The following is a 16,555-nucleotide window of genomic DNA, read 5'->3' on the forward strand; positions in this document are numbered from 1 at the left end:
GCAGGCTGTAAGTCCTTGGCAAATATAGATAACGCGGCCGCCGAAATGGCGGCCGCAGGCTTTTCCCGAATCGCACTGGGTGTGGAATACAAGGGCTCGCGCTATTGCGGCTGGCAACGCCAGGCCTCGGGCGTGCTGACCGTGCAGGAAACCCTTGAGAACGCGCTGTCCAAAGTCGCCAACTCGCCGGTGTCGCTGATGTGTGCCGGGCGTACCGATGCCGGAGTGCACGCGTGCGGGCAAGTGGTGCACTTCGACACCCAGGCCGAGCGCTCGATGAAGGCGTGGGTGATGGGCGCCAATATCAACCTGCCCCATGACATCAGCGTCAGTTGGGCCAAGGTCATGCCGGCGCACTTTCATGCGCGGTTCAAGGCCATTGCCCGGCGTTACCGCTACGTGATCTACAACGATCAGATCCGCCCGGCGCATTTGAACCAGGAAATCACCTGGAACCACCGCCCGCTGGACGTACAGCGCATGGCCGAGGCCGCCAGCCACCTGGTGGGCACCCATGACTTCAGTGCCTTTCGCGCGGGGCAATGCCAGGCCAAGTCGCCGATCAAGAAGCTCCACCACCTGCGGGTTACCCAGCACGGCAAGATGATCGTGCTGGATATCCGCGCCGGTTCGTTCCTGCACCATATGGTGCGCAACATCGCTGGGGTGCTGATGACCATCGGTGCCGGCGAGCGCCCGGTGGAATGGGCCCGGGAAGTGCTGCAGAGCCGCATCCGCCGTACCGGCGGGGTAACGGCCCACCCCTATGGCCTGTATTTGGTGCAGGTCGAGTACCACGACGAATTTGAGTTGCCCGAGCGTTTTATCGGCCCGCACTTCCTTACCGGGTTCGCGGAACTTGACGGCTGACGCCTGGAAAAGCATTTGCTACCATCCGGGGCTTTCCCGGACAAGCCTTGGAGTTTTCGCGATATGGCAGCCGTTCGCAGCAAAATTTGCGGTATTACCCGCATAGACGATGCGTTGGCGGCGGTCGAGGCTGGGGCGGATGCCATTGGCCTGGTGTTCTACGCCCAGAGCCCGCGGGCGGTCACGGTGCAGCAGGCGCGGGCCATCATTGCCGCGCTGCCGCCATTCGTGAGCACCGTGGGGTTGTTCGTCAACGCCAGCCGCTGCGAGTTGGGCGAGATTCTCGATGCGGTGCCCCTGGATCTGTTGCAGTTCCACGGCGACGAAACCCCGGCCGATTGTGAAGGCTACCGTCGCCCCTATATTAAGGCGCTGCGGGTCAAGGCCGGGGATGACATCACCGCCAGTTGCCAGGCATATGCCGGGGCCAGCGGGATGTTGCTCGACACCTATGTCGAAGGTGTCCCCGGCGGCACGGGCGAGGCGTTCGATTGGGCGCTGGTGCCCAAAGGTTTGTGCAAACCGATTATCCTTGCCGGCGGCTTGTGCGCCGAAAACGTGGCCGACGCCATTGCCCGGGTTCGCCCTTACGCAGTGGATGTCAGTGGCGGGGTGGAGCAGGGCAAGGGCATCAAGGACCACGCCAAGGTTCGCGCCTTCATGCAGGCCGTTCGCGGTTGCGCGTAGAGGATGTGACGACGTGCAGTTGACTGCCGTCCATAACACCACTGTACAAAGCAGGCCGGCGCCGTCGCTGGACGGTCCGAATCGAAGTGGCGACTGCTCAAGGGCGGGCGCCTTGATGGCTGAGGATGGGCTCGCGCCCGCAGGTCAAGCCTGGCGCTGACCGCGCTAGCGAACCGATCATCGCCGCACACATGAATTTAGCTCAAGGGCATACGCGGGGCCTCGAACCTCAAGGGTTCGGGCCGCCGGTACTGGAGAAAGAAAGCATGAGCAACTGGTTAGTAGACAAACTGATCCCTTCGATCATGCGTTCCGAGGTGAAGAAAAGCTCGGTGCCTGAAGGTCTGTGGCACAAATGTCCGTCCTGCGAGGCGGTGCTGTATCGCCCCGAACTGGAAAAAACCCTGGATGTTTGCCCTAAGTGCAACCACCACATGCGGATCGGCGCGCGCGCCCGTATCGATATCTTCCTTGACCTCGATGGCCGCGTTGAACTGGGCGCCGATCTGGAGCCGGTCGATCGCCTGAAGTTCCGCGACGGCAAGAAGTACAAGGACCGCCTCACCGCTGCCCAAAAGCAGACCGGCGAGAAAGATGCATTGATCTCCATGAGCGGTACTCTGCTGGGCATGCCAGTGGTGGTGTCGGCGTTCGAGTTCTCCTTCATGGGCGGTTCGATGGGTGCCATTGTTGGCGAGCGCTTCGTGCGCGCTGCCAACCATGCCCTGGAACATCGCTGCCCAATGATTTGCTTCGCCGCCTCCGGTGGTGCGCGGATGCAAGAAGCCCTGATCTCGCTGATGCAGATGGCCAAGACCTCGGCCGTGCTGGCGCGCCTGCGTGAAGAAGGCATTCCGTTCATCTCCGTGCTGACCGACCCGGTCTACGGCGGTGTTTCCGCCAGCCTGGCGATGCTTGGTGATGTGATTGTCGCCGAACCCAAGGCCCTGATCGGTTTCGCCGGCCCACGTGTGATTGAGCAGACCGTGCGCGAAAAGCTGCCCGAAGGTTTCCAGCGCAGTGAATTCTTGCTGGAACACGGCGCCATCGACATGATTATTGCCCGTCAGGAACTGCGCCCGCGCCTGGGTAACCTGCTGGCGCAACTGATGGGCCTACCGACGCCTGAGTACGTGGCCGCGCCGATTGAGCCGATCGTCGTGCCGCCGGTGCCTGCCAACCTATGACCCAGCGCACCCTTGGCGAATGGCTCGCCTACCTTGAGCAGTTGCACCCGTCGGCCATCGATATGGGGCTGGCACGCTCGCAAGAGGTAGCCGCGAGAATGGGGCTGGGCAAGCCGGCGCCACGGGTGGTCACCGTGACGGGGACCAATGGCAAGGGTTCGACCTGTGCTTTCGTGGCGTCATTGCTACGGGCGCAGGGGCTTAAGGTTGGCGTCTACAATTCGCCGCACCTGCTGCGCTACAACGAGCGGGTGCAGCTCGACGGGCGCGAAGCCACAGACGCCCAGCTGTGCGAAGCCTTCGAGGCGGTCGAGGCCGGGCGCGGCGCAACCACCCTGACTTACTTTGAGATGGGCACGCTGGCGGCATTCTGGCTGTTCCAGCGTTCGGCACTGGACGCTGTGGTGCTGGAAGTCGGCCTGGGCGGGCGCCTGGACACCGTCAACTTGGTAGACGCCGATGTGGCGCTGGTCACCAGCATCGGTGTCGATCACGTCGAGTACCTGGGTGATACCCGCGAATCGGTAGCCTTCGAGAAGGCCGGCATCTTCCGCCCGGGCGCGCCTGCGCTGTGTGGCGACCTCAATCCTCCGCAACCCCTGCTGGACAAGGCCCGTGAACTGGGTTGCCCGCTGTTTTTGCGCGGCCGCGATTTCGATCTGGGGGTGACTGAGCAATTCTGGCAATGGCGTGGGCTGGATCGGCGGGGCCAAGAGGTGCAATTGCGCGACTTGCCGTTGCTCGACCTGCCCATGGAAAACGCCGCGCTGGCCTTGCAGGCCTATTTGCTGCTGGGCTTGCCCTGGGAGGCTGGGCAGATCGCCGCGGCGCTGCGCGACACCCGGGTGGTCGGGCGCCTGGACCGGCGCCAATTCAACTGGCAGGGCAAGCGCCTGAACCTGCTGCTGGACGTCGGCCACAACCCCCACGCCGCGCAGTACCTGGCTCATCGCTTGGCCCTGCGGCCGGTGGCGGGTAAGCGCCTCGCGGTGTTCGGCCTGCTGGCGGACAAGGATCTACAGGGCGTGTTGGCGCCGTTGAGTGCCAGCGTCCGGCATTGGGCGGTCGCGCCACTGGATACGGCTCGCACTCGCTCGGCGGTGGACCTGCAAGCGGCGCTACAGAACCTTGGTGCCGCGGTGACGTCCTATGGCAGTGTGAGTGAGGCTCTGCAAGGGCAGTGCGCACAAGCGACGGAAGAGGACGAGATCCTGTTGTTCGGATCATTTTATTGTGTCGCCGAGGCCCTTCAATGGCTGGCCCGGCGCTCCACGGAGGAAGTGGCAAATGGCTTTGCTGGATAACGCTTATAAGCAGCGCATGGTCGGGGCCCTGGTCCTGGTGGCGCTGGCGGTGATTTTCTTGCCGATGTTGTTCTCCCGCCAGGATGAACAGCGGCAGGTTGTGGTCGAGGCGCCGGCGGCGCCCGCCGCCCCGGCCATGGCGCAGATTGAGGTTGAACCGGTGGTGGTACCCGAGCCCGAGGCCCTGCCCCAGGAGCCGGTACCGAGCGATGAAGAGATCGCCGAGTCGATTGCGCCTAGCGTTCCGGCGACCCCGCCGACAGCGCCCATTGCCGCCAGCAAGCCTGTCGCCCCACCTACGCCGCCCAAGCCTGCGGCGGTGCAGCCTGCGGTGCGCCCGGATGTCAGCCAAAGCCGCGTCGATGCCAATGGGTTGTCGGTGAGCTGGTCGGTGCAACTGGCCAGCCTGGCGAGCCGCGAAGGCGCCGAAAGCCTGCAGAAAACCCTGCGTAGCCAGGGCTACAACGCCTACATCCGTTCTGCGGATGGCAAGAACCGGGTGTTCGTCGGGCCATTGATCGAACGTGCCGAAGCCGATCGCCTGCGTGACTTGCTCGGTCGTCAACACAACCTCAAGGGTTTTGTCGTGCGCTTTCAGCCGGAACGCAGCTGAAAACCGCGCAATTGATTTGAAATGGGCGCGTAATCGCGGCTTACCGACCGGCATGGGCTCTGCTAAAATGCGCCGCCTTATCCGTCTGTAGGCTGCACTGTGCCATTTACCTGGGTTGACTGGGCGATCGTTGCCATCATCGCCATCTCTGCTTTGATTAGTTTGAGTCGCGGCTTCGTCAAAGAAGCGTTGTCGTTGCTCACCTGGATCGTCGCAGGAGTCGTTGCCTGGATGTTTGGTGGCTCATTGTCCGAGTACCTCGGCGGTTATATCGAAACACCCTCGGCCCGCGTGATCGCGGGCTGCGCAATCATGTTTGTCGCCACCTTGCTGGTCGGCGCAATGGTCAACTTTCTTATCGGCGAATTGATTCGCGTCACCGGGCTTTCCGGGACCGATCGTTTCCTGGGCATGGCGTTCGGCGCTGCGCGTGGCGCACTGCTGGTGGTCATCGCTGTCGGGCTGTTGAGCCTGGGGCCGGTACAGCAGGATTCGTGGTGGCAGGAGTCAAGGCTCGTGCCACAATTTCTATTGGTCGCGGACTGGTCAAAAAACCTCATTCTGGGGTGGAGCAGTCAGTGGCTGGCCAGCGGTATCAGCGTACCCGCTGAAATACCGTTCAAGGAGCACCTCTTGCCGGTCAACACGGCCCCGTGAGTGGTGTTCAGTTCAGTTTCATTAAGTAGGGGTTGCGTCGCATGTGTGGCATCGTCGGTATCGTCGGTAAGTCGAACGTCAATCAGGCGCTGTATGACGCGCTAACCGTCCTCCAGCACCGCGGCCAGGACGCTGCCGGTATCGTAACCAGCCACGATGGCCGGTTATTCCTGCGCAAGGACAACGGCCTGGTCCGTGACGTGTTCCATCAGCGTCACATGCAGCGCCTGGTCGGCCATATGGGCATCGGCCATGTGCGCTACCCGACCGCGGGCAGCTCGACCTCGGCCGAAGCTCAACCGTTTTACGTCAACTCGCCTTATGGCATCACCCTGGCACACAACGGCAACTTGACCAACGTCGAGCAGTTGGCCAAGGAGATCTACGAGTCGGACCTGCGCCACGTCAACACCAATTCGGACTCCGAAGTGCTGCTCAACGTGTTTGCCCACGAACTGGCCCAGCGCGGCAAGTTGCAGCCGACCGAAGAAGACGTTTTCGCCGCTGTCACCGACGTGCACAACCGTTGCGTGGGCGGCTACGCCGTGGTGGCGATGGTCACCGGTTACGGCATTGTCGGTTTCCGCGACCCTAACGGCATCCGCCCGATCGTCTTCGGCCAGCGTCATACCGACGAAGGCGTCGAGTACATGATTGCCTCCGAAAGCGTTTCGCTGGATGTGCTGGGCTTCACCCTGATCCGCGACCTGGCGCCGGGCGAAGCGGTCTACATCACCGAAGAAGGCAAGCTGCACACCCGTCAGTGTGCGGTCAACCCGAAGCTCAGCCCGTGCATCTTCGAGCACGTTTACCTGGCCCGTCCGGACTCGATCATCGATGGTGTTTCGGTCTACAAGGCGCGTCTGCGCATGGGCGAGAAGCTGGCCGAGAAGATCCTGCGCGAGCGTCCTGACCACGATATCGATGTGGTCATCCCGATTCCCGACACCAGCCGCACCGCGGCGCTGGAGCTGGCCAACCACCTGGGCGTGAAATTCCGTGAAGGCTTCGTAAAGAACCGCTACATCGGTCGGACCTTCATCATGCCGGGCCAGGCTGCGCGCAAGAAATCCGTGCGCCAGAAGCTCAATGCCATCGAGCTGGAGTTCCGCGGCAAGAACGTGATGCTGGTGGACGACTCCATCGTGCGCGGCACCACGTGCAAGCAGATCATCCAGATGGCCCGCGAAGCAGGTGCCAAGAACGTGTACTTCTGCTCGGCGGCGCCGGCCGTTCGCTACCCCAACGTCTATGGCATCGACATGCCCAGTGCCCATGAATTGATCGCCCACAATCGCTCAACCCAGGATGTGGCCGACCTGATCGGCGCCGACTGGCTGATCTACCAGGACCTACCTGATCTGATCGAGGCGGTTGGTGGCGGCAAGATCAAGATCGAAAACTTCGACTGTGCGGTGTTCGACGGCAAGTACGTCACCGGCGACGTTGACGAGGCCTACCTGAACAAGATCGAGCAGGCACGCAACGATGCCTCCAAGGTCAAGACCCAGGCGGTGAGCGCGATCATCGATCTGTACAACAACTGATTGAACACCGGCCCTTAGGGGCCGGTTTGCGTTTATATCTACAGAACAGAGCAAGGAGTGGGCAGCATGAGTCAGGATTGGGATGCCGGTCGGCTGGATAGCGACCTTGAGGGCGTAGCGTTCGATACCCTGGCGGTACGTGCCGGCCAACACCGCACCCCGGAAGGTGAGCACGGCGACCCGATGTTCTTCACCTCCAGCTATGTTTTTCGCTCGGCGGCGGACGCGGCAGCGCGTTTTGCCGGCGATGTGCCGGGGAACGTCTACTCGCGCTACACCAACCCGACCGTGCGGGCGTTCGAGGAGCGTATCGCGGCGCTGGAAGGCGCAGAGCAGGCCGTGGCGACCGCCACCGGCATGGCGGCCATCCTGGCGGTGGTGATGAGCCTGTGCAGTGCTGGCGATCATGTGCTGGTGTCGCGCAGCGTATTTGGTTCGACCATCAGCCTGTTCGAGAAGTACTTCAAGCGTTTCGGTATCGAAGTCGACTACGTGCCCCTGGCGGATCTGTCGGGCTGGGGCGAGGCGATCAAGGCCAATACCCGCTTGCTGTTCGTCGAATCGCCCTCCAACCCACTGGCTGAATTGGTGGACATCGCGGCGCTGGCCAAGATCGCCCACGCCAAAGGCGCGATGCTGGTGGTCGATAACTGCTTCTGTACCCCGGCGTTGCAACAGCCGCTGAAGCTGGGCGCGGATGTGGTGGTGCATTCGGCGACCAAGTTCATCGACGGCCAGGGGCGCTGCATGGGCGGCGTGGTGGCCGGCCGTAGCGAGCAGATGAAGGAAGTGGTGGGCTTCTTGCGTACTGCGGGGCCGACACTGAGCCCGTTCAACGCCTGGATCTTCCTCAAAGGCCTGGAAACCCTGAGCTTGCGCATGCGTGCCCATTGCGCCAGCGCCCAGGTCCTGGCCGAGTGGCTGGAGCAGCAGGAGGGTATCGAGAAAGTCCACTACGCGGGTCTCAAGAGCCATCCACAGCATGCCCTGGCCCAGCTCCAGCAGCGTGGGTTCGGGGCGGTGGTGAGTTTTGAGGTCAAGGGCGGCAAGGCAGGCGCGTGGCGCTTTATCGACGCCACGCGGCTGATTTCCATCACCGCGAACCTGGGTGATAGCAAGACCACCATTACCCACCCCAGCACGACGTCCCACGGCCGCCTCGCCCCGCAAGAGCGCGAGGCGGCCGGTATTCGCGACAGCCTGATTCGCGTGGCAGTGGGCCTTGAGGATGTGGCGGACCTGCAAGCTGATCTGGCGCGTGGGCTGGCGGCCTTGTGATCGAGCTGTCTGCAACGGCCAATGGCCGGGTCGCGTTGGTTACCGGCGCGGCGCGGGGGATTGGCCTGGGTATTGCGGCTTGGCTGGTATGTGAAGGCTGGCAAGTGGTGTTGGCTGATCTGGACCGCGAACGCGGCTCCAGGGTGGCCAAGGCGTTGGGGGAGGGGGCCTGGTTCGTCACCATGGATGTGGCCGATGAAGAGCAGGTCACCCTGGGCGTTGCCCAGGTTCTGGGCCAGTTCGGGCGGCTCGATGCGTTGGTGTGCAATGCCGCCGTGGCGGACCCGCACAACATCACGCTCGAAGCCCTCGATCTGGCCTACTGGAACCGGGTGTTGGCGGTCAATCTCAGTGGGCCGATGCTGCTGGCCAAGCATTGCGCGCCTTACCTGCGGGCCCACGGCGGGGCGATCGTCAATCTGACATCAACCCGGGCGGGGCAATCCGAACCCGATACCGAGGCCTACGCGGCGAGCAAGGGCGGCTTGCTGGCCCTGACCCACGCGTTGGCTATCAGCTTGGGGCCCGAGATTCGCGTCAACGCGGTTAGCCCTGGCTGGATCGATGCTCGCGACCCCTCAGTGCGCCGCGCTGAACCGCTCAGTGATGTCGACCATGCCCAACATCCGGCAGGGCGCGTGGGGACGGTCGAGGACGTGGCGGCGATAGTGGCCTGGCTGCTGTCGCGTAATGCCGGGTTTATCACCGGGCAGGAATTCGTGGTTGATGGCGGCATGACCAAGAAGATGGTCTACGCATAGCGCTGTATGGCTTTCGCTTGTGGCCTGAAGCTGATGACTTGCAGCTGTTTTGAAAAAACTTCAACCCTGCTATTGACTTAGCATCTCTATCTGCGTAAATTTCGCGGCCTCGGAGATGCAACGGGTGATTAGCTCAGCTGGGAGAGCGTCTGCCTTACAAGCAGAATGTCGGCGGTTCGATCCCGTCATCACCCACCACTTCGAGAGTCCTGCTTAGGCAGGATGGAAGCTGAAAAGCCTCCACCGACGCGCAGCGGTAGTTCAGTCGGTTAGAATACCGGCCTGTCACGCCGGGGGTCGCGGGTTCGAGTCCCGTCCGCTGCGCCATATTTTCCAGATCGGTTTTCCGTTCTGAGATTGAAAAGCTTCGCAGCTTTCCAGTCCGACGATTTAAACGGTTCACATGGACGCAAGTCCAAGCGATACGCAGCGGTAGTTCAGTCGGTTAGAATACCGGCCTGTCACGCCGGGGGTCGCGGGTTCGAGTCCCGTCCGCTGCGCCATATCTGCTTCAAGGCCCACTGAACGCCTTGCAGCAACGAAGAAAGCCTACGGCTGATTCGTATCCGATAGCAAAGACCCTGGTCGAAAGACCGGGGTTTTTTGTGTCTGCGATAAAAGCAGCCTTTAGCGGCGAGCTTTAAGCTGCAAGATAAAAGCATGGGATCTTTCTTGCAGCTTGGGGCTTCTGGCTTCAAATCCCGTACTTATCCCGCAGACCGTAATACCAGGCGCCCAGCGCCGCGAAGGGTGTGCGCAGCAATTGGCCGCCGGGGAAAGGGTAGTGCGGTAGGTCGGCAAAGGCGTCAAAGCGCTCTGCCTGACCGCGCAAGGCCTCGGCCAGCACCTTGCCGGCGAGGTGGGTGTAGGTCACGCCGTGGCCGCTGCAGCCCTGGGAGTAATAGATGTTGTCGCCCAGGCGCCCGACCTGGGGGAGGCGCGACAGCGTCAGCAGGAAATTACCGGTCCAGGCGTAGTCGACCTTCACATCCTTGAGTTGCGGGAAGGCCTTGAGCATCTTCGGCCGAATGATCGCCTCGATGTTGGCTGGGTCGCGTGCGCCATACACCACGCCGCCGCCAAAGATCAGGCGCCGGTCGCCGGAAAGACGATAGTAGTCGAGCAGGTAATTGCAGTCTTCGACGCAGTAATCCTGAGGTAACAGGCTTTGGGCCAATTCTTCGCTCAAGGGTGCTGTGGTGATGACTTGGGTGCCGCACGGCATCGACTTGGCGGCCAGCTCCGGGACAAGGTTTCCCAGGTAGGCGTTACCGGCGACGATGACGAATTTGGCTCTGACTTTCCCTTGTGGCGTATGCACCACGGGATGGGTGCCGCGTTCGATGCGTATCGCGGGAGACTGCTCATAGATGACGCCGCCTAGGGACTCCACCGCGGCGGCTTCGCCCAAGGCGAGGTTGAGTGGGTGGACGTGCCCGCCGCTCATGTCCAGCATGCCGCCCGTGTACAGGTCAGAGCCCACTACCTCGCGGATGCGGCGTTGGTCCAGCAATTCCAGTTGGGTATGGCCGTAACGCTCCCACAAGCGCTTCTGCGCCTCCAGGTGATCCATCTGCTTGGCGGTGATGGCCGCGAAGACGCCGCCGTCCTTCAAGTCGCATTGGATCTGGTACTTGGCCACGCGCTCGCGAATGATCCGACCGCCCTCGAACGCCATTTGCCCCAACAACTGCGCCTGCTGCGGCCCGACACTGCGTTCGATCACATCGATATCACGGCTGTAGCTGTTGACGATTTGCCCACCGTTGCGCCCGGAAGCGCCAAAACCGACTTTTGCCGCTTCAAGGACGGTGACCCGAAAGCCGCTTTCCAGCAGGAAGAGGGCGCTGGAAAGTCCGGTGTAACCGGCGCCGATCACGCAGACGTCGGTTTCAGTGTCTTCCTGCAAGGCTGCCCGTGTGGGCGCTGCATTGGCTGAGGCCGCGTAATAGGATTGTGGGTAAGAAGTGTTCGTCATCCTGAAATCTCTGTTTTATATTTTTTACGAGTGCCCCGATGCTACCTGAGTTGAAATTTGGCTGCCAGCCACAGCAAAAGCTTCATTGCTGGGGCGAATTTAAATATTTCGCATATTCATAGGCTTAGGTGAAAAAAAGCTGTTGACACGCTCCGGTAATTCCGTAGAATGCCGCCTCACAGCAGGCACGTAGCTCAGTTGGTTAGAGCACCACCTTGACATGGTGGGGGTCGTTGGTTCGAGTCCAATCGCGCCTACCAAACAAAATCCGCTCTGCTGGGCGGTCTAGAAGGGCTCACCGAAAGGTGGGCCCTTTTTTGTGCTTCGGATTTCTTGCAGAACGTTCACAAAGTATCGGGTTCGTTCACACTGGACAATGTGAACGTTGGTTGCACGCTGGTGTTGTTGCGGTCAGGGCAGAGCTGGAGTCAGGCAATGTTCATTGAGAGTGATGCCGAGAATGACAATTTCATTGTGCATTTCGACTGTGCCTTCCAGCACCTCCTTTACCCAGTAGCTCTTAAATTCCCTGCTGTGATATTTGAAAGCCGCTACCTGCGCTCCACCTCCAAGATATTCGCCAGTACCTTCTTCGTACTTCTGTGATGGCTGGTGCGAGATGAGTTGACGGTGTTTGATGGTGTTGCTGAATCCAGCGAGATATTGAAACCAATGAAGCTTGGTCACTCGTGTTAGTTCCGTTCTCAGTTTGCCTTCGGGAAGGCCATCACGCACCTTGCCGATGGTGCAATCCTTTATGTGTAATGGTTTGGGTACTGCGAGCTCGTTAACTATCTGAGCAAAGATGTCAAATGTATTGCGGGTGATATTGATTGCGGCAATAAGGTTTGCTTCGCTGGCGATCTTGGCAACTGCGAATACCTCAAACTCCTCATCGGTCCCAGCCATTAGTTCAGCGGCAAACATTTTAATTCCGTGCGGATCGTGCTTGGCGTGATAGGCGGCAAACGCTTCACGAGCCAGGCTCTTGTGGTATTCATAGATGCGCAGGTATTGATAAACAGAATCTACCGTACCGAGCAGCCACTTCCTGTCGGGCTCGATGGTGCGAATATGTTCCTTTAGTGCAGGTAAATTCCATCTGCTTCGCACGATGGCCTCTTCTCTTTAAATCGACTGGCAGGACCGTTCCTGCAGATGTTCGGCCGTCTTCCCTGACCTGGTCCTGTGCGAGTCCAGTGCTTGCCTTGGCACAGCTGGACTCGCCTGATCCACCTATCGGGAGGGAGACCTGAGAAAGTACCTAGGATGGGCTGCCGGCAATCAACTGACCTTTCCGGTTGCAAACTCCGCCACCCATGCAGCCACCGCCGCCTCTGGATAGCCTCGATGGAAATGACGTCTCCACGGATAAGCGCTTTCACCGGAGCCATCCTTGAGCTTAATTGCACTCGTGTCACAGATGTACTTTGCAGGAGTTCCTGCAACAACAGTATCAGGCTCGACATCTCTACTGACCGAGCTATGAGCACCAACGAGTGCGCCCTCGCGGACCCTCACCCCGGGCAAGACGATAGACATAGTGGCGATCGCTACGAAGTCATCAATGGTCACGCCCATCATTACATTGCTTGGCGGGTGAGGGTCATTGGTCAGCACGACATAGGGGAAGATCCACACATAGTTGCCAACTGTCGAATGCTGGCCAATATGGACGTTGCTATGGAGCTTGACGTAGTCGCCAATTTTGCAGTGCCCCTGAATATCGCTAAGGGTTCCAATTTGGAATGCTTGGCCGGCTTCAGTTCTTTCTCTAACCGTCACCCGATGACCCGTCGTCAAGTTATCGCCAAAAACAGATCCGGCATAAAACACGCTGTGAGACCGGATAAGTGATGATTTACCGATAATCAGCGCAGAACCGTCAGAAAGTGACGAAGGGATACCGATTTCACAGTGAGAGCCTATCTCTGTATCGTCACCGATCAGTACATTCTCGTGAACGATCGTATATGCGCCGATGCTTACGTTACTTCCAAGACGGGCTTTCTCACTGATTATTGCTGTCGGATGAATCATGCAGTCCCTCGTTATGTTTTTTTCCATCGAATTTGACTTGTGTGCAATGCCAACCATTGTGCGCGAGTCAATGCCGATATCAGTTTCTGGGCGGTAAGGCCGGCGATTGTAAATGATTTTGTTATCTGAAATCGGCAGGAAAGGAGGAGCAGGACTCAATTTGCTCCTTCGCGCAGATCGCCCAAGAGAGCGCCGGCAACCGCCTCCTCTGGTAGGGCGAGCCCTCGTGTGTCCATTGCTGCACGCAGTTCTTTGTCCCATGGCGCCTAGAAGCCGAAGGTCCCTAAAGAGCGCGCATCGCGTCGATGCTGCTGTTGCAGCCTCTAGGTAATCTGTGCGGCCGAATCGCCGCGGTGAGTCATACCGCTGCGGGTTTTGCCCCTGTTCGATTGAAGACCTGCTTGAGTGCCCTCATACCATTGCAACATCGTCGCAAGAGGATCGCGGCCAATTCCGCGTAGGGAGGTGTCGCACTGAGGGCGGGTGTAGTGCGAATTGGCGTGCGCCAATGCCGTGAGCCTCTCCATCTTCTCCGGTGCTGCAATGCCCTCGCGATTGAGCGCCACTCTGTTGGGTGCACGCACGTTCTCAAGCCTTGCTCAGCCCAGGTGCAACCGGCTCCATGGCTTGTGGCCGGGCGTTTGAGCGCGCACGCAGTGTATGCCGAAGTTTCAGCGCCGGTTTTTCAACACAGTAGTAGGTCACCCCACTTAACAAGAAAGACAGCACCAGCACCGCACAAATAATCGGGACGCTGTATTCAACAGGCCAGAAGTGGCGCAGTGCATACATCACCACAAAGTGGTTGAGAAACACGCCATAACTGATGTTCCCGAAGAACTCGTCAATGGGGTGGTACTTGAGTTTGCTCAGCAGGTACACCGCTGGAATGCCCACGGCGATACCTAGGGTGAATTCGGCATTGAGTATGAGGCGCGTTATAGCGCCGGACATGATGGCTAGGAACAAGAGGGCAGCCACCAGGGTGGTGGTCGCCACGATGAACAACTCTTTTGTTTTAGCCTGGTACAGGTAACTGCCGCACAGAAAGATGAACAAAACTCCCGGCAGCAACCGATAGCCATAGATGTCGTTGTCGATCTTGCCGATGAAGGCAACGGAAAAAACCAATAGCGACGCGAGAAAAAAACCGCCGCGTACCTTGTAAATCAGCAGGAACGGAATCAACAGGTAGAAGCACATTTCAAGCCCAAGGGACCAGGCCGGGGGCAGGATTTGCGGCAGGGTGATGCCGTACATGTAGAAGCCAAGTGGCAGGATCGGCAGGCTGGTCAGGATGTTCTTAGCCGTGAGGGTGGCCGCTTGGGGCGTGCCGGGCAACATGAAGTAAATCACCAGGCAGGACATGACGAAATAGACGATGAACTGCGGGTACAGCCTCAAGAGGCGGTCAAGGTAGAACAGCCCTACTTTATCCAGGCTGCGGTAATGACGCTCAATCAGCGACGTCATCACAAAGCCGCTGATGATAAAGAACGATATAACGGCGACCACACCTAAGTTGACTCCCCAGAACTTCACGCCCATATGGGACAGCGCCACCAGCAGCGCCAGCAATAGTCGATAAGCACCCACACTAAACTCCTTTTTTATATTTATTAGAGGGCAGCCGGGCTATCGGCCTGTGGCCCTTGCGCCCATGGCTTTACTTCAACGGCTTTTCAACAAACACCATACAGCCTCACTGGCGATTCTTATTGTTTCGTCCGTGGCCCTCCCCCGTTGCGCGATGTCAACGTGATGGCAGTATCCCTGTAGATCTCGCGTAATTAAAGAGGGCGCGTGTGGGAAAGGGCTGGTAATGCGAGCCGAAAGCCTGCGGGTGCTTAGAGCGGTTGGCCGACGACATACCGACTCGGCACCTCCCCCAAGACCCGTTTGAATACGGTGGCGAAGGCGCTGGAGCTGCTGTAACCGAGTTCTAGGGCCACCTGCGTCACCGGCTCGCCGTTTCCCAGCCGGGCCACTGCGGCCAGCAGGCAGGCCTGTTGGCGCCATTGCAGGTAGCTGATGCCGGTGTGCAGTCTGAAGAGGCGGGTGAAGGTGCGTCGGCTCATGGCGCTGCGTTGGGCCATGGCGTCGATGCTGATTTCCTGGGAAGGGTGGGCGAGGAACTCCCGGCAGGCCTGCGCCAGGCGAGGTTCTTTAGGCAGCGGGGCGTTGAGGGAGAGCGCGGGCATCGCGGCAATTTCATGCAGCAGCAAGCCCATCAGGTGGCCATCGTGGCTCGTGGGGCTGTAGTGCGTGGGGACGTGGATGGCTTTCATCAGCAACTGGCGCAACAGGGGCGATACCTCGACGACCTGGCAGTGCGCCGCGAGCCCGAGGCGTTGCCCGGCCTGTGGGTGAATGTAAGTGTTGAGCATGGTGACCGGCCCGCGCATGTGCATGGAGTGCTGCACTTGGGCCGGCACCCAGATGCCGCGCTGGGGCGGGACGACCCAGTTGCCTTCGTCGGTGAACACCGTGATGACGCCGCGTGCGGCGTAGGCGAATTGCCCACGTTGATGGGTGTGCGCGGCGAACAACTGAGCGTCGGCGTACTCGCAAGCGGTCACAACGGCGTCGCGCTCTACGTTCTGGTCAGGGTCGAGGGTGGCATTGTTCATGGCCTGATTTTAATAGTATTTGTCCCTGGCCTGAAAGCGGGCCATTTCCTGGTACGGCATATTCCCCGCCGTATCGCGCCATTGCGCTTCGCTATCGGGGGAAACACAGGCCACCATGCAGAAAAAACACATCCTACTCGCCGTCCTGGTGACGGCCGTTTGGGGGCTGAATTTCCCCATCACCAAGCTCGACCTTGCCGGCATCGACCCACTGCTATTGACCGCGCTGCGCTTCACCCTGGCCGCGTTGCCCTGGGTGTTTTTCATCAAGCGGCCGCAGGTTGCCCTGCGCTGGTTGGCGGCTTATGGGTTGATTTTTGGCGTCGCTATGTGGGCCCTGATTAACCTGGGGATCGCCCTCGGGGTGCCGCCGGGCAGCGCGTCGCTCTTGATCCAGTTCAGCGCGTTCTTCACCTTGGGGTGGGGCGTTTTGCTGTTCCACGAAAGCCTCACACTGCCCCAGGTGTTCGGCATGCTGCTGGCGGCGGTGGGGCTGGTGGGCGTCGTGCTGGACGGCGCCGGGCCAGGCACGGCCCTGGGTTTTGCCCTGGTGCTGGCCAGTGCCTTGGCCTGGAGCCTGGGCAATGTGGTCATCAAGGTGTCGAAGGTGCGGGAGATTTTTGCGTTTGTGGTGTGGGCCAGCCTGTTTGCCCCTGTGCCGCTGTTCCTGCTGACGTGGTGGCTGCACGGTGCGGCGCCCTTTACGGCGCTGCCGGGGCAGTTGCACGGGGTCACGCTGTTTTCCCTGGCCTTCCAGGTGTATGGCGCCACGCACCTGTGCTACTGGGGTTGGAACCTGTTGTTGCGCGAATACCCGGTGTCGCGGGTGGCGCCGCTGTCGCTGCTGATTCCGGTGTTCGGCATCGTCAGTTCCCTGCTGATGCTCGGCCAGCGCCCCAGTGCTGCGGGTTGGGCTTCGATGGGGCTGATTTTGCTGGCGCTGTTCATCGGCTCGCGGCCCGGGCGGGTGCTGTGGGCGCGGCCCAGGCTAGGGTGAGCAGGC

General features: G+C 60.2%; 15 protein-coding genes, 4 tRNA genes and 1 pseudogene. 14 read left to right on the plus strand and 6 right to left on the minus strand.

The genetic code is table 11. From position 1 onward, the window contains the following. Window positions 1–45: 45 nt before the first annotated feature. The 12 genes from truA (at window position 46) to AC19YT_RS16915 (ending at window position 9,407) form a co-directional block, all read left to right on the plus strand. Window positions 46–870 carry a tRNA pseudouridine(38-40) synthase TruA gene (gene truA / locus AC19YT_RS16860; RefSeq protein WP_095107697.1) on the plus strand — a complete coding sequence of 275 codons (825 nt, stop codon included), beginning with the start codon at window positions 46–48 and terminating at the stop codon, window positions 868–870. A 63-nt stretch (window positions 871–933) separates the two neighbouring features. Then, window positions 934–1,557 (plus strand): phosphoribosylanthranilate isomerase, encoded by a 624-nt coding sequence (locus tag AC19YT_RS16865; RefSeq protein WP_095107698.1) that lies wholly within the window; start codon window positions 934–936, stop codon window positions 1,555–1,557. A gap of 266 nt (window positions 1,558–1,823) precedes the next feature. Continuing rightward, window positions 1,824–2,744 (plus strand): acetyl-CoA carboxylase, carboxyltransferase subunit beta, encoded by a 921-nt coding sequence (accD, locus tag AC19YT_RS16870; protein ID WP_095107699.1) that lies wholly within the window; start codon window positions 1,824–1,826, stop codon window positions 2,742–2,744. Next, window positions 2,741–4,048, plus strand: a complete 1,308-nt coding sequence (gene folC, locus AC19YT_RS16875) for a bifunctional tetrahydrofolate synthase/dihydrofolate synthase (RefSeq protein ID WP_500610663.1) — start codon at window positions 2,741–2,743, stop codon at window positions 4,046–4,048. Before accD ends, folC begins: the two co-directional genes overlap by 4 nt. Further along, window positions 4,032–4,661, plus strand: a complete 630-nt coding sequence (locus AC19YT_RS16880) for an SPOR domain-containing protein (protein ID WP_095107701.1) — start codon at window positions 4,032–4,034, stop codon at window positions 4,659–4,661. Before folC ends, AC19YT_RS16880 begins: the two co-directional genes overlap by 17 nt. Window positions 4,662–4,760: 99 nt before the next feature. After that, window positions 4,761–5,318 carry a CvpA family protein gene (locus AC19YT_RS16885; protein WP_095107702.1) on the plus strand — a complete coding sequence of 186 codons (558 nt, stop codon included), beginning with the start codon at window positions 4,761–4,763 and terminating at the stop codon, window positions 5,316–5,318. A gap of 41 nt (window positions 5,319–5,359) precedes the next feature. Continuing rightward, complete coding sequence (gene purF / locus AC19YT_RS16890) at window positions 5,360–6,865, plus strand: amidophosphoribosyltransferase (RefSeq protein WP_095107703.1); 1,506 nt, start codon at window positions 5,360–5,362, stop codon at window positions 6,863–6,865. A 66-nt stretch (window positions 6,866–6,931) separates the two neighbouring features. Continuing rightward, on the plus strand, window positions 6,932–8,143 hold the full coding sequence (locus AC19YT_RS16895; protein WP_500598306.1) for an O-succinylhomoserine sulfhydrylase: 1,212 nt from the start codon (window positions 6,932–6,934) through the stop codon (window positions 8,141–8,143). Beyond that, window positions 8,140–8,904 carry an SDR family oxidoreductase gene (locus tag AC19YT_RS16900; protein ID WP_500598304.1) on the plus strand — a complete coding sequence of 255 codons (765 nt, stop codon included), beginning with the start codon at window positions 8,140–8,142 and terminating at the stop codon, window positions 8,902–8,904. The genes AC19YT_RS16895 and AC19YT_RS16900 overlap by 4 nt, the downstream gene beginning before the upstream one ends. 122 nt (window positions 8,905–9,026) lie before the next feature. After that, window positions 9,027–9,102: transfer RNA gene (locus tag AC19YT_RS16905), tRNA-Val, on the plus strand. Between the two features lie 52 nt (window positions 9,103–9,154). After that, window positions 9,155–9,231, plus strand: a tRNA-Asp gene (locus AC19YT_RS16910). A 99-nt stretch (window positions 9,232–9,330) separates the two neighbouring features. Then, a tRNA-Asp gene (locus AC19YT_RS16915) sits at window positions 9,331–9,407 on the plus strand. A gap of 191 nt (window positions 9,408–9,598) precedes the next feature. On the opposite strand, the gene AC19YT_RS16920 is transcribed toward AC19YT_RS16915, so the two are convergent. Continuing rightward, a complete protein-coding gene (locus AC19YT_RS16920) occupies window positions 9,599–10,882 on the minus strand; it encodes an NAD(P)/FAD-dependent oxidoreductase (RefSeq protein WP_500598302.1) in 1,284 nt (427 codons plus the stop codon). A 183-nt stretch (window positions 10,883–11,065) separates the two neighbouring features. Here AC19YT_RS16920 and AC19YT_RS16925 point away from each other — a divergent pair. Then, a tRNA-Val gene (locus AC19YT_RS16925) sits at window positions 11,066–11,142 on the plus strand. Between the two features lie 151 nt (window positions 11,143–11,293). Here AC19YT_RS16925 and AC19YT_RS16930 read toward each other — a convergent pair. The 5 genes and pseudogenes from AC19YT_RS16930 to AC19YT_RS16950 all read right to left on the minus strand — a co-directional run bounded on the left by AC19YT_RS16930 (window position 11,294) and on the right by AC19YT_RS16950 (window position 15,552). Further along, a complete protein-coding gene (locus AC19YT_RS16930) occupies window positions 11,294–11,995 on the minus strand; it encodes a hypothetical protein (RefSeq protein ID WP_500610664.1) in 702 nt (233 codons plus the stop codon). Window positions 11,996–12,166: 171 nt separating this feature from the next. Beyond that, window positions 12,167–13,081, minus strand: coding sequence for a hypothetical protein (locus tag AC19YT_RS16935; protein WP_500610665.1), 915 nt, complete (start codon window positions 13,079–13,081; stop codon window positions 12,167–12,169). Continuing rightward, window positions 13,078–13,176, minus strand: a pseudogene (locus AC19YT_RS16940) (hypothetical protein); the annotation flags it as partial. The gene AC19YT_RS16935 and the pseudogene AC19YT_RS16940, both read right to left, overlap by 4 nt. A 334-nt stretch (window positions 13,177–13,510) precedes the next feature. Next, window positions 13,511–14,518 carry an acyltransferase family protein gene (locus AC19YT_RS16945; RefSeq protein WP_500610666.1) on the minus strand — a complete coding sequence of 336 codons (1,008 nt, stop codon included), beginning with the start codon at window positions 14,516–14,518 and terminating at the stop codon, window positions 13,511–13,513. Window positions 14,519–14,769: 251 nt separating this feature from the next. Beyond that, window positions 14,770–15,552, minus strand: coding sequence for an AraC family transcriptional regulator (locus AC19YT_RS16950; protein ID WP_095111065.1), 783 nt, complete (start codon window positions 15,550–15,552; stop codon window positions 14,770–14,772). A 115-nt stretch (window positions 15,553–15,667) separates the two neighbouring features. On the opposite strand from AC19YT_RS16950, the gene AC19YT_RS16955 reads away from it, so the two are divergent. Continuing rightward, window positions 15,668–16,549, plus strand: coding sequence for an EamA family transporter (locus AC19YT_RS16955; protein WP_500610667.1), 882 nt, complete (start codon window positions 15,668–15,670; stop codon window positions 16,547–16,549). The last annotated feature ends 6 nt before the right edge of the window (window positions 16,550–16,555 follow it).

The sequence above is a fragment of the Pseudomonas sp. MF08875 genome (genome assembly GCF_059862525.1).

What these genes read in the sequence shown, in the direction of transcription:
- truA (WP_095107697.1), top strand. Translation starts at nt 46, where the DNA reads ATGGCGGCCGCAGGCTTTTCCCGAATCGCACTGGGTGTGGAATACAAG.
- AC19YT_RS16865 (WP_095107698.1), top strand. Translation starts at nt 934, where the DNA reads ATGGCAGCCGTTCGCAGCAAAATTTGCGGTATTACCCGCATAGACGAT.
- accD (WP_095107699.1), top strand. Translation starts at nt 1,824, where the DNA reads ATGAGCAACTGGTTAGTAGACAAACTGATCCCTTCGATCATGCGTTCC.
- folC (WP_500610663.1), top strand. Translation starts at nt 2,741, where the DNA reads ATGACCCAGCGCACCCTTGGCGAATGGCTCGCCTACCTTGAGCAGTTG.
- AC19YT_RS16880 (WP_095107701.1), top strand. Translation starts at nt 4,032, where the DNA reads ATGGCTTTGCTGGATAACGCTTATAAGCAGCGCATGGTCGGGGCCCTG.
- purF (WP_095107703.1), top strand. Translation starts at nt 5,360, where the DNA reads ATGTGTGGCATCGTCGGTATCGTCGGTAAGTCGAACGTCAATCAGGCG.
- AC19YT_RS16895 (WP_500598306.1), top strand. Translation starts at nt 6,932, where the DNA reads ATGAGTCAGGATTGGGATGCCGGTCGGCTGGATAGCGACCTTGAGGGC.
- AC19YT_RS16920 (WP_500598302.1), bottom strand. Translation starts at nt 10,882, where the DNA reads ATGACGAACACTTCTTACCCACAATCCTATTACGCGGCCTCAGCCAAT.
- AC19YT_RS16950 (WP_095111065.1), bottom strand. Translation starts at nt 15,552, where the DNA reads ATGAACAATGCCACCCTCGACCCTGACCAGAACGTAGAGCGCGACGCC.
- AC19YT_RS16955 (WP_500610667.1), top strand. Translation starts at nt 15,668, where the DNA reads ATGCAGAAAAAACACATCCTACTCGCCGTCCTGGTGACGGCCGTTTGG.